This window comes from Nocardia sp. BMG51109 (genome assembly GCF_000526215.1).
Taxonomy (GTDB): domain Bacteria; phylum Actinomycetota; class Actinomycetes; order Mycobacteriales; family Mycobacteriaceae; genus Nocardia.
Genome location: NZ_JAFQ01000004.1, coordinates 3,632,702 through 3,657,969, shown reverse-complemented (window position 1 = coordinate 3,657,969; position 25,268 = coordinate 3,632,702). Strand labels below are relative to the sequence as shown.

12 protein-coding genes and 1 pseudogene are annotated in these 25,268 nt (G+C 62.4%); 9 read left to right on the top strand and 4 right to left on the bottom strand.

The features are described 5' to 3' along the window. Positions 1-100 precede the first annotated feature (100 nt). From D892_RS44545 to D892_RS41430, 3 genes are all read right to left on the bottom strand, one after another. Positions 101-571, bottom strand: a complete 471-nt coding sequence (locus D892_RS44545; RefSeq protein ID WP_024802615.1) for a DUF4254 domain-containing protein — start codon at positions 569-571, stop codon at positions 101-103. A gap of 168 nt (positions 572-739) precedes the next feature. Next, positions 740-1,045 carry a hypothetical protein gene (locus D892_RS0118165; RefSeq protein ID WP_198036922.1) on the bottom strand — a complete coding sequence of 102 codons (306 nt, stop codon included), beginning with the start codon at positions 1,043-1,045 and terminating at the stop codon, positions 740-742. Between the two features lie 12 nt (positions 1,046-1,057). Then, entirely contained in the window at positions 1,058-1,369 is a 312-nt protein-coding gene (locus tag D892_RS41430; protein WP_036567199.1) for a hypothetical protein, read from the bottom strand. A gap of 189 nt (positions 1,370-1,558) precedes the next feature. Here D892_RS41430 and D892_RS48585 point away from each other — a divergent pair. Together D892_RS48585 and D892_RS0118150 are read left to right on the top strand one after the other, a co-directional pair. Next, positions 1,559-2,419 (top strand): annotated as a pseudogene (locus tag D892_RS48585) (helix-turn-helix domain-containing protein). Positions 2,420-2,423: 4 nt separating this feature from the next. Continuing rightward, positions 2,424-2,798, top strand: coding sequence for a DUF397 domain-containing protein (locus tag D892_RS0118150; protein WP_024802612.1), 375 nt, complete (start codon positions 2,424-2,426; stop codon positions 2,796-2,798). Between the two features lie 26 nt (positions 2,799-2,824). On the opposite strand, the gene D892_RS0118145 is transcribed toward D892_RS0118150, so the two are convergent. After that, on the bottom strand, positions 2,825-4,747 hold the full coding sequence (locus D892_RS0118145; RefSeq protein WP_024802611.1) for a hypothetical protein: 1,923 nt from the start codon (positions 4,745-4,747) through the stop codon (positions 2,825-2,827). A gap of 113 nt (positions 4,748-4,860) precedes the next feature. On the opposite strand from D892_RS0118145, the gene D892_RS44540 reads away from it, so the two are divergent. The 7 genes from D892_RS44540 to D892_RS0118100 are packed head-to-tail and all read left to right on the top strand — an operon-like array spanning position 4,861 to position 25,240. Continuing rightward, positions 4,861-6,927 (top strand): N-6 DNA methylase, encoded by a 2,067-nt coding sequence (locus tag D892_RS44540; RefSeq protein ID WP_198036919.1) that lies wholly within the window; start codon positions 4,861-4,863, stop codon positions 6,925-6,927. After that, a complete protein-coding gene (locus D892_RS41415) occupies positions 6,915-7,925 on the top strand; it encodes a serine/threonine-protein kinase (protein ID WP_024802607.1) in 1,011 nt (336 codons plus the stop codon). The genes D892_RS44540 and D892_RS41415 overlap by 13 nt, the downstream gene beginning before the upstream one ends. Before the next feature lie 18 nt (positions 7,926-7,943). Then, complete coding sequence (locus D892_RS0118120; RefSeq protein WP_024802606.1) at positions 7,944-10,721, top strand: helicase-related protein; 2,778 nt, start codon at positions 7,944-7,946, stop codon at positions 10,719-10,721. Next, complete coding sequence (locus D892_RS0118115) at positions 10,718-15,847, top strand: hypothetical protein (RefSeq protein ID WP_024802605.1); 5,130 nt, start codon at positions 10,718-10,720, stop codon at positions 15,845-15,847. Before D892_RS0118120 ends, D892_RS0118115 begins: the two co-directional genes overlap by 4 nt. Beyond that, on the top strand, positions 15,844-22,269 hold the full coding sequence (locus D892_RS0118110) for a DEAD/DEAH box helicase (RefSeq protein ID WP_024802604.1): 6,426 nt from the start codon (positions 15,844-15,846) through the stop codon (positions 22,267-22,269). Before D892_RS0118115 ends, D892_RS0118110 begins: the two co-directional genes overlap by 4 nt. Further along, positions 22,266-24,347 (top strand): UvrD-helicase domain-containing protein, encoded by a 2,082-nt coding sequence (locus D892_RS0118105; RefSeq protein WP_024802603.1) that lies wholly within the window; start codon positions 22,266-22,268, stop codon positions 24,345-24,347. The genes D892_RS0118110 and D892_RS0118105 overlap by 4 nt, the downstream gene beginning before the upstream one ends. Beyond that, a complete protein-coding gene (locus D892_RS0118100; RefSeq protein WP_084161107.1) occupies positions 24,344-25,240 on the top strand; it encodes a serine/threonine-protein kinase in 897 nt (298 codons plus the stop codon). The genes D892_RS0118105 and D892_RS0118100 overlap by 4 nt, the downstream gene beginning before the upstream one ends. The last annotated feature ends 28 nt before the right edge of the window (positions 25,241-25,268 follow it).

Below are 25,268 nucleotides of genomic sequence, written 5' to 3'. Positions count from 1 at the left end.
TGTTACTGCCCACCCGAAAGGCGATGTGCGCGGCGACCCTGGCGACACGCTCCGATGCGCCGGATGTCTCCGAGCAGACCGCCGATCCCCACCGTGTCGTTCATCGCGAAGCTCCTGCTCGCATCTGGTCGTGATCGGGCGGCGGGTAAACGAGGTTCGGCAGTTTCCGCAGGCCGGCCGTGATCTCGACGGCGAGATCGGTGTAGGCGACGGCAAGCTCGCCGAGCCGTTGCCAGAGAAAGTGCCGATGCAGCTCCGTTGCGTCATCCTCGAGGGCGGCGAGGGCAGCTACGCAGTACTCGGCGAAGCGGTCGACGATCATCCCCACCGATTCGGAGTGCAGATAGGCCGCACCGATCGGCCGGGGCATATGAGTCGTCACCCAGCGGTCGATATGGTACACCAATTCCGCACGAGCACAATCTGTTTCGTCAGCGCCGTGAACATCGTCGGCGCGTCTCGTCGCGTGTAGCCTCGCCAACTCGCAGGCGTCGTGCAGAACAGGATGGTCCAACAGACCCGTTCCTGTGCAGGCATCCAGGAGCTGGTCTTTCGAGGGAAGTTTCACCATCGGTCGACCACGGTTCGCGAGGTGAAATCGTTGCCGACCGGATGGATGCGAAGTGCCGATGTATTCATGTCTCATTGATCCTTTGCTGCTCGAATATCTGCTCTGTTCAATAGATTTCGGACAAGATCGCGGACACGAGACTTCGCGATCTCTGACACACATGGACCATCAGCCATCTGGCGCGGTCAACCGCGGCCAGAGCTTCAGCGGCTCGAGCGTCCACACGTGGACCTCATGCCTGATGACGTCGAGCCAGCCGACGATGTGCGTAATCGATGGAACGAACAATGTGGAGATCCGGGATGGCTCGAACGAGGCCACGAGCAGCGCGAAGTCAGCGTCGCTAGTCGCCTCCAGGACACCGCGGAGGTCGAAGTGTCGACGCTTGGCGAGTTCACGTATCCGTTCGATGTGAAGATCCGTCGATTCTCCCGAGATATCCTGTCGCACAATCGCGTACGCCCGCATAGTCACGGTGGTCGGCCCTTATACCCGCCCCGGCAGCCACAATCGTGGCCGGGCCGGAAGCGAAGGCGGCTTCGGAATCTCGCAGTCGACATCGAGAACCCCGGCGAGATCACCAACAGTCAGCCCGAGTAGGTACGCCCCGGCGTGAATCGTTCGCCAGACCGGATCGCCCTTCGGCGGCCGACGCTGGAGTGCCTCACCGGCGCAGACTGCCGCGATCGCCTGCTGCGTGGTGAGCGTGCGGCCAGGCAACCAGGGCGGCGTCCACGACTCCGGCCCGATGTACCACGCCGACAGTCCCTCGGCATCGGTACCGGACACCAGCTGCATAGCGACCACCTGCCCTATCGATAGCCGCGGAGGTTCGAGACAAGGACAGATGGAGCGCCTGAGCGGTGCACCAACCCCCGCGTTGTGACTGTTGCCACAACAACATAAGCTCCAACGACAGTTTTGACAACTGTCTAGACGAGGCAATGGTGTAGATTCCGTGCAACATCCAGACGAACGGCAGGACCGATGACACCGACATCACCGACAGTCGCCCGCTGGGAACTCATCCGCCGGTTGCGCGAACGCCGTCAGCAGCTCGGCCTCGACGCCGCGGCCGTGTCGAAGGCCGTCTCCATCTCGCCGGCCAACTGGTCCCACGTCGAAGCCGACCGCCGCATGCTGACCGAAGAGAAACTGCAGATCATGTGCGACCTGCTCGAAATCGACGGCGCCGAGCGCGAGCTGATCTTCGAACTCCGCGCCACCGGCAAGCAGCGCGGCTGGTGGCAGGACTACAGCGCCCTGTTCTCCACCGAACTACTCCGCTTCTACGGCCTCGAATACGGCGCCGAACTGGTACGCACCTACGACAGCGTCCTCATCCCCGGACTCCTGCAGACCGCCGACTACGCCCACGCCCTGATCGCCTCCGACACGACGTTCATTCCGAAGGCATAGGTCAAGCAGCGTGTGGACGTGAGGATGCGCCGCCAGCAGCGGCTCACCGACAAAGACGACCCGTTGCAGCTAACCGCGGTGGTCAGTGAGGCTGCGCTTCGCCAGAAGATCGGCGGCGAGGATGTTCTGCGCGGTCAGCTCCGGCACCTGGCGGACTTGATCGAACAGCATCCGAGCATCGACATCCGTTTCATCCCGTTCGACGCAACCGGCGGCATGCACTCCGGCGCGACGTTCCACCTGCTCGATTTCGCGAGCACGATCCTGCCCACCATGGGCTGGTACGAGTCGCCAGGACCGTCCGGGTTGATCGAAGACCCGAACTCCGTTCAGGCCCTTGAGGTTACCCACGAACTCGCCCAGCAGTACGCACTCAGCCGCGACGACTCAAATGCCTTGGTCCAGGAGCAAATACGTCGGCTAGGCTGACTCCATGAGCACTTCCAAGGCCACCTCGGTACGAACAGACTGGTTCAAGTCCAGCTTCTCCAAGGACACCACCAGCTGTGTCGAGGTCCGGTTCGACGGAGACGTAGTGCTCATGCGAGACAGCAAGTACGACGGGCCGCCGGCCGATCAGCCGGTGATCGTCATCCCCGCCCGCCACTGGGCCGAGTTTCTCACGATCGCGGCGAGACCTATTGGGTTCGGTTCCGAACTGGGCATCCCGACGACCGAAATCGACTCCACCACAGGCACTGTCATCGCCAGGGATGCGGTCGGCACCGAACTCACCTACACGTTCCGCGAATGGAACGCCTTCACAGCAGGCATCACCGCCGGAGAATTCACCACCGTGGCAGCCTGATCGACCCGACTGCCAGAGTTGTCACCTCAAGTCCTACTCGAGGTGACCACGAGTTCTTCGCATGTGCCGCCGATTACTTCCTGGCGTGCGCTGTGCAGCAAGCGTTCCAATAGACGAAGCCGAAAAGTATCATCGGACGCTCCGGCACCACACGACAGCCCCACATGGGCGCGATACTGGACCTCGCTCAGATGCGGCTGCACGATAACGATCTCGAAACCGTCGGTCGGACTGCGGCTGTCCAGCATCTCCAGCAGCTCCCACCGATCCCCAGCACGTACGCCGTTGTTCCATGTCGCAGGCCGCGCAACGCTGGGACGTTCAAGATGTCGACGCAGCCGTTCGACGTCGGTGTAGACCAAGTTCTTGAGGGCCTGGCTGACCACCACTTCGTAGGGTGTAACGGCAATACGCCTGCCCGATCCTGCGTTCTCGGCCTTCTTGACATGTATCAGCCGCAACTTGCCATCAGTGTCGATGTGAATGAAGTCGGCAGCTTCTCTCGACCCGTCATCGCATGTCAACCACCCTTCTCCGTAGCGACGGCAAACCCAGCCGAACAGCGATCTGTCATCCTCCAGACCAATTCTGTCGTGTATCTCCTGCGGCTTCTTGGTATCCGGCTTCTCAAGATCGATCCGATAGCCTTCGAAGCTCTTCCAATCCCATTTCGGAAAATGCACGTCCGGAACCTGATCTTTGTAAAAATGGCCGTCATAGAGCATATGGCCCGATCGATAGTACACGCGCACGAGTTCGCCGCTGCCGATCGCATTCTTGACCGGTATGACCAAGTCTTCCCGACTCGGCTGTTTGCCTGGCATGTGGCCAACTTTCAACGAGTGCCTACCGCCCTCCCATCGCTGCGCAACCGTCAACGAGCCGCCGATCGTTCCGTCGATGCCGGCCTCTACCACGAAATCGGGGGAGTCTGGGCGGCCGGTAACCACGAAGGTCGCATGCTCGAGCACCGCGACGGCCGCCGCGCGGTCGGCATCCGATTCCGCGATGTCGGGAGGCTCATCGAAGAGGACGGGAACCATATCGATGGCGCCGAAAATCCCGTCGGTCTCGGTCGTCGGCTGCGCCAGCTGCGATAGCACCGGTATAGCGGTGGCCGTATCGGCCATTTGCTTTTCGATCATTCGCACCAGCTCACCGACTGCCTGCACGAACACGGCGAACTCGAGCCGGCGCGATGACCAGACTCGAGAGTTCCGCGGTGTCGTTCCGATCTTTCCCTTCAGGGCTACACGCTCCGGATCGTCGGGCAGCGAAGCCCGCCCGGACCCCAGCGCGAATGTCGCATCGCCCGCACGGTCGAGAGCTTCGCCGACACTCGTTCCACTGATCATTTTCGAGTCCGGCTTATTTCGCCTCGGCCGATGCACACCGTACAGCCACAGAGCTTTGATTTCATCCTGAAGTAGCGCATTTTCGAGCACGCTTGCAGTAACCATCTTCCATCGGCACAGCGGCTGCCGAAGCCACCGCTTCAGACGGTCCATCTCTGTGGGGCAAGCATGGATTACCGCGAACCTCCCCACACGAAAGAGAACGACGAGCGGAAACTCCCGCCCGACATAATCCGACCAGAGGCCGGAGTCCTTGCACAGCCAGCCGGCCGCACGGTTCTTCTCTACGACGAAGCTCGCCATCCGGTCAACCCCCGCCTCGGCCAGTGCCTCATCCAGATCCGGCGAGATTTTTTCGCCGGATACCCAAGAATTCCGCGCCGTCAATCGAACATCGGCACCTCGACGATTCGCACTGCCGCGCAGCAAGAACTGGTCGAGAGCAGTGAAGCCGGAGTCGATGTCACCTTCCGTGGCTTGAAGGACCATCAGCGACAAGGACGGCTGCAAGTCGCCCCAGGGCAAGAGAGCAGGCAACTCCGAGCCGCCCTCAGGACCGTTTTCGTCGACGTTCGATGTGGTTGTGACCGTCATGCTTCCTCCTGAAATTCGATGAAAGTTCGGACCGGGACCCCGAGTCCTTGTGTCGGCCGGGCTGACAGGAGCCCTGACTACAAGCGATCAACCAACAGCGACCATAGGCAAGCATGAAAACATTGTCAATCATCATCTCCTTAGTTGACTTTGACACCGACTTGGTTACGATCGCTCACATGAAGACAACGGGCAGCCCGGACGGTCCGCTACTGGTGACCGCGGCAGAGGTGTCTCGATATGCGGGTGTCACTCGCGCAACGGTGAGCAACTGGCGCCGCCGTCACGCCGACTTCCCGGCGATGACGGCCGGCACCGAGGCACGCCCCCTCTTCGATCTCGGCGAGGTAAGGACCTGGCTCGCCACGCATGGCTATGAATCGGCCCGGTCCCCCGTGTCCGAGCTACGGACGCTTCTTCAAACTCAGGTACGACCGGAAGACATCGCGCCTGCTCTTGCCGGTATCCGCGTCGACTCCGGACGGCTAAAGGTTTCCGAGTCACCACACCGGTTGTCACCCGAGCTATCCGCAGCGATTCGGGAAGTGGCTACCGCCAACGGCGCGCGCATGGTCCTGGAGATCGCGGCCGAGCGAGCCCTACAAGGCTCGCTCGAGTCCGGTCAGTACTGGACTCCACCCATACTTGCCCGGTTGATGGCAGATCTGCTCGCGATACCGGGCACCGACTACCCGCGCAGTGTTCTCGATCCTGCATGTGGCAGCGGGGGCTTATTGATCGAGGCAGCGCGCCTAGGTGCAGCCGAGTTGTACGGACAAGACCTGATCGCATCGCAGACAGAGCTGGCCCGGCTGACGGTTGGCCTGGATACCGACATTGATCCCGAGGTTCGAACCGGCGACAGCCTCCGCGATGATGGTTTCCCCGTTCTGCAAGCTGACGCGGTGCTGTGCAATCCGCCTTTCGGACAACGGGATTGGGGCATCGATCAGCTGGCGTTCGACTCACGCTGGGAGTACGGGCAACCGCCGCGCATCGAATCCGAACTCGCGTGGATACAACACGGCCTGGCGCATCTCCGTCCGGGCGGCACCGCCGTATTTCTGTTACCGCCTGCCGTGGCTGCCCGCAACTCCGGGCGCCGGATTCGTGCGGCCCTGCTCCGAGCCGGCACAGTCCGCTCAGTGATCGCGCTTCCCACAGGCTCCGTCCCGTCTATGTCGATCGGGCTGCATCTGTGGGTGCTACGCCGACCGGAGGTGGGCGCGGTGGTCCCCGACCGAGTGCTCTTCGTGGATGCCCCACCCGAGCGAGAGTCACTCGACGTATTTGCCGGCCGAGTAGTGAAGTTGTGGCATGCGTTCGGCACCACACCGGAATCGTTCGAACCGGTCCCCGATGCTGCGGAATCGGTGCCCGTGGTCACCCTGCTCGACGATCTGGTCGATCTCACGCCTGCCCGCCACACACACGTACCGCTGGATCCGCACATGCTGTCGGCCCGAGTCGATGAGCTTGCGGCCAATCTTTCGGCTCAGACCGACGAAATACGTACACATGCGGGAATTTTCCGTGGCTGGCCGGTAACGCATTCGGCAGCATGGCGCACCGCAACTCTGTCGAGCCTTACTCAAGGTGGTGCCCTTCAGATCCTGCGAACGGTATCGCGGCCGGAGGAAACGCCCGACACCGTAAGAGATTCATCATTGCTCGTGCTGACCAGCAAAGATGTCATCTCGGACACCAGGGCCTCCACACCCGCCGGAGAGCTGGCAATCTCATCGAAACTGATCGTGATCGCTGTCGGCGATGTCGTTCTCCCAGCCGTTCGCGCCCAGCGAAGCCTCCTCACCCTCCGGGTTGCCGACGAAGCCGACGCCGGAGTAGCGGCCGGTCCCGGCGTTGTCGTACTACGCCCGGATCGCGAACGCCTCGACTCCTGGTTCCTCGCCGGCTTCGCGGCCTATGCGGACAATGCCGGTCACACAACGGGTTCCACGGCCCGCACAGAAACGAATCGGATCCGGGTACCGATACTGCCGCTGCACAAACAGCAGCAGTATGGTGCGGCGTTCCGCCGCATCAATGCGATGCGGTGTGCCGCACGACAGACTTCCGAGTCTGCTGACAAACTGATTGGACTCATGTCCGCCAGCCTGACCGCCGGTGCCATGACCCCACCTGACGATGACGAGGGGAGCATCCGGTGGAACGACTGAAGGACGCCGACCCGAAGCGGCTCGGCACGGTCACGCTGCGCGGTCGACTCGGCCGAGGCGGAATGGGCACGGTGTACTTCGGCGTCACAGACGACGGGGAAGCGGTGGCCGTCAAGGTGATTCGCGACGACCTCGCAGACCGGGCCGACATTCATGCCCGTTTCGTCCGCGAAATGGACGCACTGCGATCGGTCTCGAGCCCGCACCTCGCCGCTCTCCTGGCCTCGTCGGAGGACAGCGACGAGCGCCCGTGGATGGCGCTGGAATACATCCGCGGCCTCAGCCTCAAGGAATATCTGGATGCCCACGGCCCGCTTACAGTGGAGCAGACCGCAACCCTCGGTCTGTTGATCGCAAAGGCGTTGGCCGACATTCACGCTGCCGGTCTGTTGCACCGAGACCTCAAGCCGGGCAACATCCTGATGGGCCCGGAGGGCCCGAAAGTGATCGACCTCGGATTGGTGGCTCTCGCGGAGGGACCCACCGATCTCACGTCCAGTGGCATTCCGCTGGGAACTGTGGTCTGCATGTCGCCAGAACAGGTGGACTCACCGAAGCAGGTTTCCGCAGCCACAGATATCTACGGTCTCGGCGCTACCTTGTTGTATTCGCTGGCAAGACACTTCCCGTACGAAGCTCCCGCCGGCCCGATGCTGATGCTGAAGATTTCGAATCCGACAATCCCGCCGGATCTGGGTGGCGTCCCGGATCCGTTCGTGCCGATCCTGCAGCGCATGGTGGCCTCCGATCCCATCGCCCGACCGACCATCACCGAGGTGCACAACCTGCTCGAGCGATTGATCGGAGGTCAGTTGCCCGCGTCGATCCGCAATCTGGCTGTGACGACCTATGTGGAGCGAGAATCCGATCCGGAGGACCCGACCCCTCAGCAACGCCCGGCCCGTAAGGACCTGTCTCACGTCGCTCCGCCCGGTTCGGTGATCCATCGGCTCGCCGAGCGTCTTCGCAAGAACTACGCCGCCACCGCCCGTTTCTGACTGTCAGAAGGAATTCTTGTGGCCGAGACCGCATTTCCACCAGGCGCCCGCATCGAGGTTCGCGATGCCGAGTGGATCGTTCGCACGTGCGCGCCGATTACGCGCGCGGAAAAAACCACCTACCGAGTAACCGCAGTTGGCGCCTCCGAGTTCGTACGCGATGAGGAAGCGGTCTTCTTCACCGAGCTGGACATCGTGAGCCTGCTGCAGCCCGAGGACACCGTCCTCGAACTCGACGAGACGAAGCGATTCGCCCAGAGTCGGCTGTTCCTCGAGGCAGTGCTGCGGCGCACCCCGTTGCCGCAGACTGAGAAGGGGCTCGCGCTGGCCGACCGGTTCCTGCTGGACACCAACATCTATCAGCAGCGTCCAGCGATCAAGGCATTGCAGGCACTGCGCCCGCGCATACTGCTCGCCGATGTGGTGGGTCTGGGGAAGACCCTGGAGATCGGTCTGATTCTGGCGGAACTGATCCGACGGGGCCGCGGCGAGCGGATTCTGGTGGTGACCCCCCAGCAGGTGTTGGAGCAGTTCCAGCGCGAGTTGTGGACCCGCTTTGCTATCCCACTGATCCGCCTTGACTCCGTGGGCATCGAGCGTATCCAGCGCGACATCCCCGCCGGACGCAACCCGTTCACCTACTACAAACGGATCATCGTCTCCATCGACACCCTCAAGAACGAGGGCAAGTACGGACAGCACCTGGAGAAGATGCAGTGGGACGCGGTGGTCATCGACGAGTCGCACAACCTGATCGGAGAGACCAGTCTCCGTAACCGGTTGGCCAAACTTCTCGCCCGCCAGACGGATGCGCTGCTGCTGGCCAGCGCCACGCCGCACAACGGGAACAGTGAGTCGTTCGCGGAACTGATACGGATGCTGGATCCGGCGGCGATTGCCGACAGAACCAAGTACGAGGCGAGCGACATTGCGCACCTGTACATTCGCCGCACCAAGACCGATCCCGAGGTGCGCAACCAGATCGGCACCAAGTGGCCGGATCGCGGCCCGTCGGTACCGATCCGGTGTGTGGCTACACCGGCGGAAGAGAAGGTCTTTACCGAGCTGACTCAGGTTTGGTTGGCCAGCGACGAACGTACCGATCACCCCGTGGTCGGTTCCTCGAACCGCCTGTTCCCGTACACGCTGTTGAAGTCGTTCTTGTCCTCGCACAAGGCGTTGGCGAAGACGGTTGCCAACCGTTTGAAGTCCGCCACTGAACAGCGTGAGGTCGATGCGTTGAAGACGCTGCTGCAGTTGACTTCTCGGATCTCGGATGCCGATTCGGCGAAGCTGGACGCACTGCTGCGCGAGTTGAAAGAAATCGGAATCGGCAAGAAGAGCACTACCCGTGCGGTGGTGTTCTCCGAGAGCATCGAAACCGTCAACTGGCTGCATGCGCTGCTGCCCGGCGCAATGGGCCTGCCGAGCGACGCTGTCGACAAACTGCTCGGCAACGGCATGTCGGATACCACCCAGCAGGGCATCATCGAACGATTCGGCTTGTCCGACAGCCCGGTTCGGGTATTGGTGACTACCGACGTCACATCCGAAGGTGTCAACCTGCATCGGCAGTGTCACCATCTGATCCATTGGGATGTGCCGTGGAGCCTGATCCGGATCGAACAGCGCAACGGCCGTATCGACCGCTACGGCCAGCGGTTCGAACCGCAATTCCGGGCGCTGATCCTCACTTCGGAGGTCGACGGCGCCAAAGACGACCGCACGGTGGCCGAGAAGCTGCTAACGAAGGAGGAGTCCGCGCACCGGAGTATCGGCACCGCGGAGGCGGTGAGTGGCCAGTTCCGCCCCGAACGCGAGGAGCGGCGGCTGGTCCAGGATCTGCTGGAGGGCAAGACCGTCGAAGAGTCACTCGAGGCGGCACCGCCCGAAGACCTGCTGTCGGATCTACTCGGATCGATCGGTACCGACGCGCAGGACGCCGACCCGGCCTGCGCCGACGTCCCGCATCTGTTCGACAGCACGCAGATGTTCGTGCGGGAGGCGATCGACGCTTTGAGGCTGCTGGACGACCTCGAGGACGATGGGGCGATGCTGGCATTCACGCCACCGCCGGATCTGGTGCACCGACTGTCTTCACTGCCCGCCGAGTACCTGCGCCGGCACAAGCTACGGGACCGTATGAAAGTGACGTTCGACAAGGAGCTGGCGGACCGCAAGCTGTCCGAGGCCCACGCCACCAAAACCATGTGGCCGGAGATCGCATACCTGTCGGACCTGCACCCACTGGTGGACTGGGTCACCGACAAGGTGCTGGTCCGATTGGGCCGGCAGAAGGCACCGGTGATCGTCGCCGATGTCCCGGAGCCGACATTCCTGATCCAAGGCATCTACTCCAACAAGCTGGGGCAGCCCACGGTCGTGGAATGGATGGCCGTGACTGGTGACGGTGTGCTACCGAAACGGATGACCGAGGTACTGGATGCGGCAAAGGTGGGGCCTGGCATGACCAATACTGGCCGAGCCCGCGACCTGACGGATTTGCAAGCTCAGGTGCCAGAGGTAGTCGCTGTTGCCCGCCGCCTCCTGGAGAGCCGCCGCAGCGACTACGACGCCGAGGTCGCTGCACCACTGAACGAATACCGAGACCGACTGCAAACGTGGGAGCAGCTCAGCCTCGACCGCATGCCCGTCGCCCACCGCAGTCGCGGACAGCAGCACATCGATGACACCGTCGAGCGCCAGCAGCGGCTGCTCGATGCCATGCAGACCACCGGCTCTCCCCTACTGCGGGTGCTGGCCGTTCTCGTCCCGGAGCAGGAGGCAGTGCGATGAGGCTCGACTCCCTGGTGAATCGCGGCGATTACTTCTCGGCGCACTACCTGGCCGAGGTCTTGCCCAAGGAGTTGAAGAAGAAGGACGGCACGTTCGCCCAGTGGACTGAGCTGGAGAAACAGCACCGACAGCAAACCGATACGGCATCGGCCGAGACTGCCGAACCCGCCGAGTCGGAGGACAACATAGGCTCGGACCAGGCGACCGAATCGCAGCAGCCCCCAATCCCGGTGACGCCGCGGCAAGGCTTGCGGGCACTCGGCAAACCATACTTCGCGGACCGCCCGTACTTCGCCGACCTCGACGTCCGTCGCCGGGACGGAGACCCCCTGACCACCGTCGAGTTGACGGAACTCCATAAGAAACTCGGCGAACTGCACGGCGATGTGCTGCGCGCGTTGGGTTTCGACGCGCAGCCACGGGAGCTGACCGTCGAACGCGCGGGAGGTGAGCACACTGTTGCAGTCGCCTATGCTGACGACCATCTCATGGCGATCGAATGCGGCTGGGCCGTGGATGTGGATGCCGCGCTCGATGACGACCAAGCCGGACGACTGCTGACGCCGGTCACGCTGGACAACCGGGAGGAGATCAGCTCCGGCCCGAAGCTGGCGAAGTGGCTGTTCGCCATCGAGAAACCGCCCCGTTACGTGCTGATGCTGGCCGGTGGTGTGCTGATTCTTGCCGATCGCGCCGCTTGGGGTGAGGGCCGCTACTTGGGTGTCAGCCTCGATGTCGCCCTGGGCCGCAATGACATCGAGGAACTTTCGATCATCGGGGCGCTGTTCGGCGCGGGCGCCTTGCTCCCGCCCGCCGAGGGCGGCACCGAACCACTCGCGGAGCTACTCACCAAGTCGCGCAATCACGCAGTCGGAGTGTCCAAGGAGCTGCGGGACGGATTGAAGGACTCGGTCGAACTGATCGCCAACGAGGTACTCGACAGGCTCCGCGCACAGGGGATCCGTCCCGACGACATCATGGAGCCGACAGCCCTGGCGAAGGAACTCAGCAGAGAAGCTCTGCGCTACCTGTATCGAATCCTATTCCTGCTGTACGCAGAAGCACGCCCGGAACTCGGGATCCTGCCTACCGACGATCAGGACTACGGCAGTGGCTACGGCCTCGCCCGACTGGGCGACCTGGTGTGGCGGGATCTCAGCGGTGAGGAGGCGCGCAACAGTTTCCACCTGTATGAGTCGCTGGATCTGCTGTTCCGGCTGGTCAACTTGGGACATCGACCCCGCAGAGGCGACGAGGTATCCGACGGCGAAGGCCTGCGTTTCGAGCCGATGCGCTCGGACTTGTTCGAGCCGCAAGCAATCGGATTGATCAGCAGAGAACTCCTGATCGATGACGACGAAGGCGTCACCGTCGACACCCGGCTGCGCAACACCTGCCTGTACCAGGTGCTGCGCAAACTGATGCTCGCCAAGGGCCGACGCAGGGAGCGCGGCGGGTTCATCTCATACGCCCAGCTGGGTATCAACCAGCTGGGCGCAGTGTACGAGGGATTGATGTCTTATACGGGCTTCATCGCCACCGAGGAACTGCTGGAGGTCGCCAAGAATGGTGACCCCAAGGACGGGTCGTGGATGATCCCCGCGTCCAAGGAAGACGAGTACTCCTCCGATGTCTTCGTCCGCCGCGTCGACGAAGACGGCACGAAAACCGGAGAGTACATGCGGTATCCGGAGGGTTCCTTTGTTTACCGGCTCGCCGGGCGTGACCGGGAGACCAGCGCCTCCTACTACACACCCGAATCGCTGACCAGCGTCACTGTCCAGCTCGCCCTGAAATACCGCCTCGATCAAGAGGATACGACCACCACCGCTCAAGAGATCCTCGGCTGGAAGATCTGTGAGCCGGCCCTAGGCTCAGGGGCGTTCCTCAACGAAGCAATCAACCAGGTGGCTGCGGAGTATCTGAAGCGGCGACAGAAGGAACTCGGCGTCGACATCGACCCGGAACAGTACGAATTCGAGCTGCAGAAGACGAAAGCATATATCGCGCTACACAACTCGTACGGTGTGGACCTCAATGACACCGCCGTCGAGCTGGCCGAGGTGTCCTTGTGGCTGAACGTCATGCACCCGGGGTTGCAGGCGCCGTGGTTCGGGCTGCACCTGCGGCGGGGTAACTCGCTGATCGGTGCGGGGCGGAAGGTGTACACCGCGAAGCAGCTGACCTCGGGCGAATGGTTGAAGCAGGCACCGGAGGACCTGCCGTTCTCGGCCGGGGCGCTGCCCTCCGGGAAGATCCACCACTTCCTTTTGCCCGCCGATGGCTGGGGTGCAGTCGCGGGCGTCAAGGAAGCCAAGGCTCTTGCGCCGGAACAGGCCAGACAGCTGAGCGACTGGCGTAAGGGCATGAAGAGGAGGGTCTCCGACAAGAAGATCAACGGGCGCAAGCTCTCCCAAGTCCAGCGCCTACAAGCGCTCTCGGGTCGCGTCGAGTACCTGTGGGATCTGGTAATCAAGCGACTGGAGATGTCGGAGCGGGAGATCAGCCGACGGATCGACGTGTGGGGTGCCGACTGGATCACCCAGCCTACGGAATCGATCTCCAAGGAGAAGGTCTTCCAGGATCTCACCGCACCGGGCACACCGTACTGGCGGTTGAAGAAGGTCATGGATGCTTGGTGTGCACTATGGTTCTGGCCGCTGGATAAAGCCGGACTGTTGGACGGTACCGACGAGGCGTACGCGCAGGAGCACATCGGAGAATCGCCACTGGATTCGCTTGCACCGGCATCCGGCCATGCCGAGCAATCACTCCGCCTCGAATCCAGTGGGTTCGAACAGGTCTACGTCACCGAGTCCCTGTTCAGCCTCGGAGACGAACAACTCGACCTCGCGGACTACGCCCAGTCGCAGCTAACCTCGAGCCCGAAGCCCAAGACTGCGCGACGCAAACTTGAACCGGTCCGCGAAATCATCCCTCTGAAGAATCTGGACGACTGGCTAGATTTCGCGGAAGCCGTCGTGGGGCGAGCAGACGTACCTGAGGACTCGCTTGTTACCAACTTCGCGAGCCTAGCCGACCTTGAGCCGTATGAGGACGACCTGCCAACGTGGATGGGCATGGATCCGTGGCTGAAACTGGACGAGAGGTTTCCCTGGCTATGGAGGGTACAGAAGATCGTGGAAGACGAGGCATTCTTCCACTGGGAACTACAGTTCTCGCAGATCTTCAGCGGCGGTGGATTCGATCTTCAGGTAGGGAACCCGCCATGGGTTCGCCCGCGCTGGGAAGAAGCTCCTATTCTTGCAGAGGTTGATCCTTGGTTCATGTTGGCGGAGAGACCTGACCCCTCAGAGATTCAATTGCGCAGAAGTATGGCACTCAAGAGTAGCGGCAACCATACGTATCTCGCGAACGAACTCTCTTCTGTAATGGCAGTTGTCGAGTATCTCGGAAAAGGAATTGCCTACCCAACCTTGGTTGGCACACAACCCGACCTGTATAGAGGTTTCATGATCCGCTCCTGGGGGAACAATAGAACGAATGGCACCGTTGGATTAATTCACCCAGATTCTCATTTCGGCGGAGCACGAGAAGGGTGTCTGCGAGCGGCCGCGTATCACCACCTCCACTTGCATGCTAAATTTATCAATGCCGCGAACTGGGCATTCGAAGATCTGAGCCGAACACAAGAGTTCGGTCTGCATATCTATGGTTCACCACGCGAGATATCATTTGTCCACTTCAGCGACCTGTACAATGCTGATGCTATACCCCAGTCATTGAAACACAATGGAAAGGGTCCGATACCTGCAATCAAACATGGTGGCCGATGGGATACCCGACCACATCGTGCGCGAATTATTCGAGTAAACAGCGCACTGCTGGGCGACTGGCAACGACTACTTGACACAAGGAGTGCTCCCGTAGATCAAACGCCACTACTTTACCCAATTAGCACAGCAGAAGCAGGCGCTATGGAGGCCTTGTCGAATTTTGGACGCAGACTTGGAGTCGACCAGCCAAGAATTAGCCGTGGCTTCGATGAGGCTGGGGCAAAATCAACGGGCTTGATCAGATGGGATACATGCAGACCGGAATCGCTGACAGACGTAATACTTCAAGGCCCGCACTTCGGTATCGCTACTCCTTTCAATAAACAGCCGAACATACCCTGCAACACGAATCGCGATTGGGTTGCATTCGATGCAACCAGCCTGGGTGAATCTGTAGTACCGGTTACTAACTATCAAAGAGCAAGCGATCTAGGGAATTTTCAATCTTCTCAAGACCGCTGGAATTCAAATAGCAACGAGAATCGTCTATACACGGAGTTCTATCGGCTCGCCTGGCGGGCCATGATAGACGCGAAAAGCATGGAAAGATCGCTCTTTGCAGCACTTATCCCGCCGGGGCCTGCTCATGTGCACGCCGTGCATTCACTTGCGATGAAGAGTCATGATCGCACGGTCCTGGCCGCGGGGTTCTGGGCGGCACTGCCGTTGGACTACCTACTCCGCATTACCGGGCGGACGCACCTCCAATACACCGAGGCTCGAGCCATGCCCGCGGCCGACACGAACCACCCGCTCGCGACCCCTTTGATGCTTCGCACACTTCGACTCAACTGCATGTCGAACGCATACGAAGTGTTGTGGAACTCACTCTACGATTCGACTTGGAGGGACGAGCCCTGGACTACCACGCAGCAAAATCTCCGTCCACTCGGCGATGTGTCACCCCGGTGGTTGTACGAAACCCCGCTCCGCACCGAACAGGAACGCCGCGCCGCACTAGTTGAAATCGATGCGCTCGTCGCGGTATGGCTCGGTATGACCGCTGAGCAGCTAATTGCAATTTACCTTTCTCGATTCCCTGTTCTAGCAGGATTCGAGGAGAACATGTGGTTTGATAATACCGGCAGGAAGATTGCGGGAAATTTCAACACCTTCGGTCGCGGCCAAACCAAAGAACACTATCAGCAACTGGTGTCCCACCTGGACCCCGAAATAAACGGCCCGATCCCCGCCGGCTACCAGGCTCCCTTCTACAAAGCCGACCGCGAAAAGGAATACCGCCAGGCTCATAAGGTTTTCTCTGATCGCCTACGCGCGGCCGGTTACCCGGTACCCAACGATGACATCACTAAGGACAGTCAGGCATGAAGCCGACCCTCGCGGCAGAGGAGCTGCGAAAGAGCCTCACTCAGTACCTCTCCACCACATTCGCACTGGCCGAACCCACCGTCCGGGAAGCCTTGGAGCGCTTTCTCGAACACCCCCAGCAGGGCATCTTCCGCGGTCCCTACGTACGCATCCGCACGAAGTTCCGGAAGGTGGACGAGCGCACCTGGCACAATCCGCTCGGCTGGGCTCCTGCCGGTTTCGTCCCGCATCTACATCAGGCGCGAGCATGGGAGCGCCTGAGCACCGTGGGCAAGCGGGCGGAGCCCTCGCTGATCACCACCGGCACTGGTTCGGGTAAGACGGAATCGTTCCTGATTCCAGTCCTGGACCACTGCCGACGGGAGCGTGCGTCAGGCCACGACGGTGTGAAGGCAATAATCCTCTATCCGATGAATGCTCTGGCCACCGACCAGGCGAACCGTCTGAACGATTACCTGACGAAAACCGGTATGGAGCAGGTGACCGCAGCCCTTTACATCGGCGATACCCCGGAGGTCGGCTATCAGAAGGTGATGACGAACCGCTCGGAGATCCGGCGCCACCCACCAGACATCCTCGTAACCAACTACAAGATGCTGGACCTGCTGTTGCAGCGGGCCGACGATCTGCCGCTGTGGGAGGACGCCCGGATCGCTTTCGTCGTGGTGGACGAGTTCCACACCTATGACGGTGCGCAAGCCACCGATGTGGCAATGTTGCTGCGCCGCTTGGCCGCCGCCAGCGGGCACTCCCGACCCGGGAAGCCGCTGGGTGACATCTGCCCAGTGGCCACCTCGGCGACCCTCGGCGAGGGCGGCGACAGCGAGACGATCCGGGCGGTTGCCGAGAAGGTTTTCGGGGTGTCCTTCTCGGCGCAGTCAGTGATCGGCGAAGATCGGCTCACCGTCGGTGAGTTCATGGACGAGAATCTCGACTACGGCCTGCCGCTGCCCAGCCCGGAGCAATTGTGGTCCTGTCCGGATCCGCTGCACTATCAGCCGGCTATTGACGAGATCGCCGCGGTCGTTACAGGGTCCACAACGCTCAGTCGGGTCGAGCTCGGCGCGTGTCTGCGCAAGCACATCCTCACCCACGCGGTACTGCAAATACTCAATGATCCACTGTCGCAGTCTCGTCCGCGCACGATGCCGGAACTCCTGGAACTACTCCCCAAGCGCGGTGCCTATACGTGGGGTCCGGCGATCCGCGACAATCCACGCAAGGCTGCGATCGCTCTGGCCAGGTTCATCGCCTTGCTGTCGATGGCCCGTGACCCGGACGATCCGGAACGTTCGTTGTTGCTGATCGAAACACACATGTGGGTTCGCGCCGTCACCCGCGTAACACGGGTGGTCGACGCCGCACCCGCCTTCGCCTGGCAGGGCGAACCGCCGGTCCGCGACGCGGACACGCTGCTGGATCCGGTAGGCCACACCGCGCTGCCAGCGATCTACTGCCGACATTGCGGCCGCTCCGGGTGGGCGGCATTTTCGCCGGAGCGCGATCCCGCCGAGTTGGTCGTCGACCCGGACAAGATCTATCGGGCCAACGTCGGTGCGGACCACAAGCGGGTCCGGGCCCTGATCCAGGCGACACCGGAAGAAGTCAAGGCCGGGGTACGTGGCCTACTGGTACTTCACAACGACCGGGTACGGCCGTTCGACCCGCAAGAATCCCTCGGCGACGACGCTGTGTACGTGTTGTGCGATGTCGGCACCAGCCGGGAGTCGAGTCGGAACGCCGAGAAGGATCGGTGCCCCGCCTGCGATATGGACGAAGGAATCCGATTCCTGGGTGCCGGCTTGGCCAGTCTCGCATCGGTGGCGATCACCCAACTGTTCTCCCGCGACCAGTTGGAACCCGAGCAGCGGAAAACCCTGCTGTTCAACGACTCTGTGCAGGACGCCGCGCATCGCGCCGGGTTCGTCGCCAACCGGTCCTACGCCTTCTCGTTGCGCCGCTTGATTACCGATCGCCTAGACCCGCTGGGCGCACCGATGCTGCTGCACGACCTGATCGCCGAGTTGGTTGCCGCCGCAACCGAAGCCGCTGTGCTGCCAGCTGTGGTTCCACCCGACCTGCACGACCTCCCGGAGATCGATGCGATCCTGGCCGAGCAGACCACGGGAACGGCGAAGTCCTGGGACCTCATCGGAGAGAGACTGGCCTTCCAGACGATCTTGGAATTCGGGCTGCGTTCTCGCCAAGGCCGAACGCTCGAACTGACCGGCACCGCCGCCGCCGACGTCGTCCTCGTAGATCCCCAAGTAATCGCCGATCTCGCCCGCGACGTCCATACCCGGCTGTCGGCCGACCGCATCGAACTCCAGTCGCCGCAACGGTATCTGGTTTTCATCCGGGGGCTGCTGGAGCGCATGCGCTATCGCGGCGCGATCAAGCACGAGTGGCTGGACGGGTGGATCGACAACGTCGGGACCAAACGGTTCGGCACCATCTGGGGACGGCGCCCGGAAGGTATGCCCGCCTTCCCGCGCGATATGTCCGCCCCAGCGTTCGTCCGCGACCGCGCCAAGAACAAGTCTGACTTCGACGGCATCGAGTCTGAACAGAGTTGGATGCAGGACTGGGCAACCCGCTGCCTCGGTATTCCGAAAGGCCAAGCAGGAGAATATCTCTCAAGGATCCTTCCGGTTCTCGCCGGGCAGGGCGTCATTGCGAAACGTACGGCCGCCGACAGCACGACACGGATATATGGACTACAGCCCGGCCACATCCGCGTTCGATTCCTCGACCACAAGCAGGTTCGCGACGCCGGTATCGGCTGCGATCGTTGTTCCTGGCAGCAGACGGTGCCACCGGACCAGACCGGCGACTGGTTCGGGCAGCCCTGCCCTCGGTACCGCTGCGGCGGAACGCTGTCCGTGCGTGGTCTGCTCGACCGCAACGACTACTATCGCAATCTTTACCTGGACAAACCGTTCCATGTGGTGACGGCCGAACATACCGGCGCTCTGACCCGCAGCCAACGGGAGCGGGTCGAGCAGCAATTCAAAGACGGCACCCGCTACAACGACCCCAATGTGCTGTCCTGCACGCCCACTTTGGAGCTGGGTATCGACATCGGCGATCTGTCGGCGGTCGTTCTCGCGTCGTTGCCCCCTGGCCCGGCCAACTATGTGCAGCGGGTCGGCCGCGCCGGCCGCAAGACGGGCAACGCTTTCCTGGTCACACTGGTGGGGCGGCGACCGCGCGACCTCTACTTCCTCGACCAACCGTTGTCGATGATCGATGGAAAGATCATCCCTCCCGGCAGCTACCTGTCGGCCGTAGAGATCCTGCATCGGCAATACTTCGCCCATCTGGTAGACCTCGCCGCCCGAGACCGGCTACCCGGCGTGCTGCCGATACCGCGCCGCGCCTCGGCATTGTTCGGCGATACGGCCTGGCTGGCCACCTTCGTCCCCGCCGCGCTGACCGCCGCCGCAGTGGAGCCGTTCCTCGACCTGTTCGGCGCCAACGTCACCGCCGATGCCGCCGATAACCTGCGCGCCTTCGCTGCCGGCGGGATCGCCGACGCGGTGCGGGCGGCCGAGGTGGTGTGGGACGAGCGCCTGGCCGACCTCCGTGATCGCCTGCGGCTCATCGACACCGCTCTCGAGACGATGCAGGACGATGCCGACAACCGGGTCGTGAAGCGAGCGATGACCGGTGAACGCAAGGGAATCCTGCGACGCATCAACGAGGTCGGCAGCCAGAACGCGCAGAGTGCACTGGTCGAACTCGGTCTGCTCCCCAACTACTCGCTCATCGACACCGCCACCACGCTGGAAGCGACACTCACCTGGGAGGAGGAATCCGAAGACGGCAACCGCACGTACCACGGCGAGGTTCGCGAATACCGCCGTTCGGCTCGTACGGCCCTGACCGAACTCGCCCCGGGCAATACCTTCTATATGCAGGGCTACCAGCACAACATCACAGGACTGGATGTCGGCACCACGAACCGGCCCGCTTGGCAGCAGTGGCGGGTGTGCCCCGAATGCGGGTACGTGCGCACATTCCGGGCCGAGACCGATACCGCCCCATGCCCACGCTGCCGTGCTCGCGATATCGGGGAAGTCGGTGCGCTGCACAAGGTTCTGGTGCCGACCCGGGTGACCGCACACGACCGCCGCGACGACGTCCGCATCCAGGATGACCGCGACGACCGGCAACGGCGATACTACGAAACGGTCGCGGCCGTCGACATCGACGCGACCGACATCGACCCCGGATCCTGGCGACACGCCACCGCCGTCTTCGGTGTGGACTACACCCGCCGCGCGGTGGTGCGCCGCTTCAACCTCGGCATCGCGCTCTCCGATCGCCCCGCCGGTGACAGCTTCGCCGGGGAAACTGTCCGGCTCAATCCCTTCTATACCTGCCCGGTCTGCGGCGGCACCATCTTCGACGGACCACCGGCGATGGTCTCCGACGGGACCACAACGCCCTCGATCTGGGACCCGGCGCGTAAGCATCACCGCCCCTGGTGCCCGCACCGCCGCACCGCACGCGACGCCGAGTACCTAAAGGTGATCCTGGCCCACGAACTCCACACCGAGGCACTGCGCATCCTGCTGCCGATCGCCACCCTGAACGCCGAGGAACGCACCGCAACCTTCCACACTGCCCTCATGGCAGGCGTTGCGCGACGGTACGGCGGCGATCCCGCCCATTTGCAGATCGTCACCGCCACCATGCCCGATCAGGAGACGGGACGGCGACGGCGCTTCCTGGTCCTGCACGACACGCTCCCTGGCGGCACGGGCTATCTCCACCGGCTCGCAAGCGCCGAGGACTTTCGCGATGTGCTGATCGCGGCGCGCGACGTTGTCGTCAACTGCCCGTGCCGGGACGAGACCCCACCGAAGGCAGCCTGCCACCATTGTCTGCTCGCGCACATTCCCATCGACAAGGCCGACTGGTACGGCAAGGTCAGCCGCCTCGACGCCGTCGAGATGCTGGACGAGCTACTCGACAGCTGGGAGGTTGCGGAAGTGACTGCCACTGACCAGATCTCGCTGTGGGACCAGGTCGAGAGCGAACTCGAGTCGCGGTTCCTCGACGGCGTCACCCGGTGGGCCGCCCGGCCTGACACGCCCGGCACACTCGCGCGCGGTGAACGCGTCAACGGCAAACGCACGGCCGATCTGCGCGTCGAAGGACCCGATGGCCAGGTGCGGCATTGGAAGATGCTGCTGCAGAACACCATTCGCGGCACCCGGCCGGACGTCGTTTTCCGGCTGATGGCCGACAAACCGCAGGAGATCTCGGTCTACCTGGACGGCTACGAGTACCACGCCTCGCCGGAACACAACCGTCTCGCCGACGACGCCGCCAAACGCGCCCGGTTGCGCGCTCACCGTGGCCTTGTCTTCCAGTTCACCTGGACGGACATCGACAAGTGGGAGTTGCGGAACTTTGGGCCGAGCACCACGAAGGAGCCGCTCAACGCCCCCTATCAGGGCAATGCTCAGAACGCGGCACGTGCGATCTACGGCCAGACCGGGCGCAACCCGGACGAGTTGGTGACCACCATGTGGACCAATCCGGTCGACACTATGCTGGCTTATCTGACCGATCCCGATCCGCAGGTATGGCTCAGTCGAGCCGAAGCGGTGGTCGCGGGAGCGACAAGGACAGCGACTGAGCGGCCCAGCACCTCTGACACCGCCGGCGTTGCCGAGCGGGTATCGGCGGCAGTGCGCGGCCTGCCGCTGCCCGCAGCACAGTCCGGCGCGATAGCGACCGTGGCCGGTGACACGGCAACCGTGGTCCTCGATCAACGCGCGGGTGCCGTGTGGAGCGCGTTCACGGTGATAGACGACCGTGATGCGACCATCGTCTTGGATGCCGACGCCCACAAGCAGCGGTGGATGCGCTGGTTGTATTGGGGGAACCTTATGCAGTTCCTCGATTTCGGGACGGGCGACAGCGCACAGCTGGCACTGTCCACCCTGGACGAGTTCGATCTGTCCGCACTCGCTGCAGCCGGAGGTAGCGGCATGCTCACCATGCTAAGCCAGGCGCCGCTCGACACGGATCTCGTCGATGACACTCTCCCTCCTCCTCCGCCACGGCCCTCGCCCCAGTCCGAGCCCGGCCCAGCGAAACCGAGTGCGGCGTCTGAAGAATGGCAGCGCAAGCTCGATGAGATCGACCCCGACGAGCCCGGTCTTGCCGATCTCGCCCACGATCTGGCTGCGCTCGCCGTGCCGGCCCCGATCGTCGGGTACGAGCTTGGCGACCACGCGTGGCAGGCCGAATTAGCCTGGCCTGCAGCTAAAGCCGCAGTAGTTCTGGCTGACGATCCGGAAGCGGCCAAGCGCGACAAGGCATATACGGAGGCGGGCTGGCAAGTCCGCACCGCGGCCGGCTGGACCGCCAGTGAACTCGCCGATCTGATCGGAGGAACGCAATGAGCGCGAAGCTCCGCATGCTCGACAAGGCTTACGACGAAGTACTGAAGCTGCCACGGGCAGTAAAGGGCGCGATCTACGATTTCCAGCACAAGTTCCGGGAAAATCCGAACTCTCCCGGATTGCAGTTCAAACAGCTGCAAGGCACCACATTGTTCTCGGCTCGGGTGAATCTGGACTACCGAGCGCTGTTGCTCCATGCTGGAGGTTCCGAGTACGTGATCGTCGCCGTCAAGCCGCGCCAAGAGGTGTACGACAACCTCGACAAGTATGCCCATCAGATCAATCCGGTCACCGGCGGCATCGAGTTCGTCGACCTGGTCACAGCCGAATCCGCCGTCGCGACGGAACACGTGGGTAGCGCGGGGCCGGTGCCGCTGTTTGCGCAGTACTCGGAGCAGACGCTGATGGAACTCGGTGTCGCCGAGCCGCTCCTGCCATTGATCGCGAAAATCACCAGCGAGGACGAACTCGAAGCACTCATCTCTTATACGCCACAGCTCACGAGTGAGGTCCTGCTCGAGCTTTTCTCCGGGAAGACCCCCGCGGAGGTGCTGGAACAAATCACAGCCCCCGTCAAGGCAAGCGACGCCGTCGATACCGGCGACTACCGGGCCGCGCTGGCCAGGCCGGCCACCGTGACCACCGAAGACGGTGCGCTGCACGCGATCCTGGAAGAAGGCGACTTCGGCCGATGGAAGGTGTTCCTGCACCCCGCACAGCGGGCGATCGTCGAGCGAAACTACAACGGCCCAGCGCGGGTGAGTGGCGGGCCCGGTACCGGCAAGACGATCGTCGCGTTGCACCGAGTGAAGCAGTTGGCGGACCGGCTAGAGCCCGGAGGTGGCAAGGACATTCTGCTCACCACGTTCAACACCAACCTGGCGGCAGATCTGCGCCAACGACTGATCGATCTGGCCGGTCCTGAGATTCTTTCTCGCGTCGATATATTCAACATCGACAAGCTCGCATTCAAGGTGGCCAACGGCTCCGGCGTCGACTCCCGCACCCGCATCAACGACGCCAAGGCCGTCGAAGAGTGGCGGCTACTTCTCGCCGAACAGAGTGAGCGGCAATGGGATCCGCAGTTCCTACACGACGAGTGGACGCAGGTCATCCTCGGACAAGGACTGACTACGCGGGCGGAATACTTCAAGGCTCGCCGCGCCGGACGCGGACAGCGCATCAGCCGTGACATGCGCGCGGCGATCTGGAATCTGACTGAACGTTTCGTTAAACGTCTTGATGATCAACAGGTTTGGACATTTCGACAAGTGGCCGAACGAGCGGCAACCCTAGCCGGATCGCCAGGCGGCCAGGTCGACCGCTACCGACATGTCGTGGTGGACGAAGCTCAGGATCTCAGCCCCACTCACTGGCGTCTGCTGCGCCAGCTGGTTCCCGAGAGCCCGAACGACCTGTTCATTGCCGGCGACCCTCACCAGCGGATCTACGGTCAGTACGCATCGCTCGGCCAGCTCGGCATCAACATCCGAGGCCGGTCAGCGAAACTGACCTTGAGTTACCGGACCACGCACGAAATCCTTAGTGTGGCAGCAGGACTACTCGGCGAGGAGGAATGGGACGACCTCGATGAGGGCCAGGACGACCTCGTCGGCTACCGCTCGGTGCTGCGCGGCCAGACACCCGAGCCACGACCCTACCTCACTTGGGAGGCCGAACTCGACGGAACCCTCGACCAGATCAACGAGTGGGGCGGCAGGTCGATCGGAGTCGCAGTTCCCGAGCGGTGGATGACAACTGCTGTCGCGAAAAGGCTGTCCCAGAGCGGGATTACGGCTACTGTCATCGGGTCCGACGGGCCCCGGGACATCGATGCGGCAGTACACGTCGGCACTATGCACCGATTCAAAGGCTTGGAATACCAGCGCATGATCCTCGCAGGCGTCGCCGACGGTCTACTACCGAGCAGCCATGCACTCGCACTGAGACAACAGGATCCAGCACGGTATCGTGTGGAAATAAAGCAGGCCAGGTCGTTGTTGTTCGTCGCCGCGACCCGAGCTCGCGACAGCCTCGTCATCAGCTGGAACGGGAAGAAGAGCAGATTCCTGCCATGAGGACTTTGGTCGATCGGTACCGCATCACCTCCCCCATCGGGCGTGGTGGCATGGGGGAAGTATGGAGCGGAACCGACGTACGCCTCAACCGTGAGGTGGCGATCAAGCTGGTGTCATCGGAGCACACGAGGGATTCCGATGCTCGCCGACGCTTCCACCGGGAAGCCCGGATCACCGCACGGCTCCACCATCCCGGTGTGCCTGCGGTATTCGACTTCGGTGAGGACAAGTCCGGTGAGGACGACGAACTGTTCCTGATTATGGAATTGGTACCCGGGCAGACCGTCGGCACCCTCCTCGGCGAATACGACGGCCTTACCGTCGGCTGGGCAGCGTCGATCACTGCTCAGGTCTGCGCGGTCCTCGCCGCCGCCCACTCGGTAGATTTGATCCATCGCGACATCAAGCCGGAGAACCTCGTCCTCGCTCCGAACGGGACGATCAAACTCATCGATTTTGGCGCGGCTACATCGCTGAGAGTCGGCGAGTACTCCAGCATCACGCAGAATGACCAACCCCCGCTGTCGCTGAACTACATGGCACCCGAACTCTGGGAGTCCATGCCCGCGAGCCGGGCCAGCGACGTATTCGCTGTCGGCGTGCTGCTGCACGAGCTGCTTACTGGATCGAAACCCTTCGCCTACGGCCCCGGCCCGATCGGGTACGGCAATACCGTGGAACTCGAACCTCTGGTCGAGGTGCCGACGGAGTTGGATGCACTCATCCGCCAGTTACTTTCTGTCGACGCGAGCCAACGGCCCAGCGCACTCGCTGTTCATGGCGTCCTGATCCCCTGGGTTCGCGACCTTCCGTCACTTCCAGGCTGGCTCGACCGCAACCTGTCCGAGGACCCTGTGCATCTGTATCTGGATGCAATGCCGAACCCAGAATGAGATCGCCGAGAGCCCCTAGAACGCACAC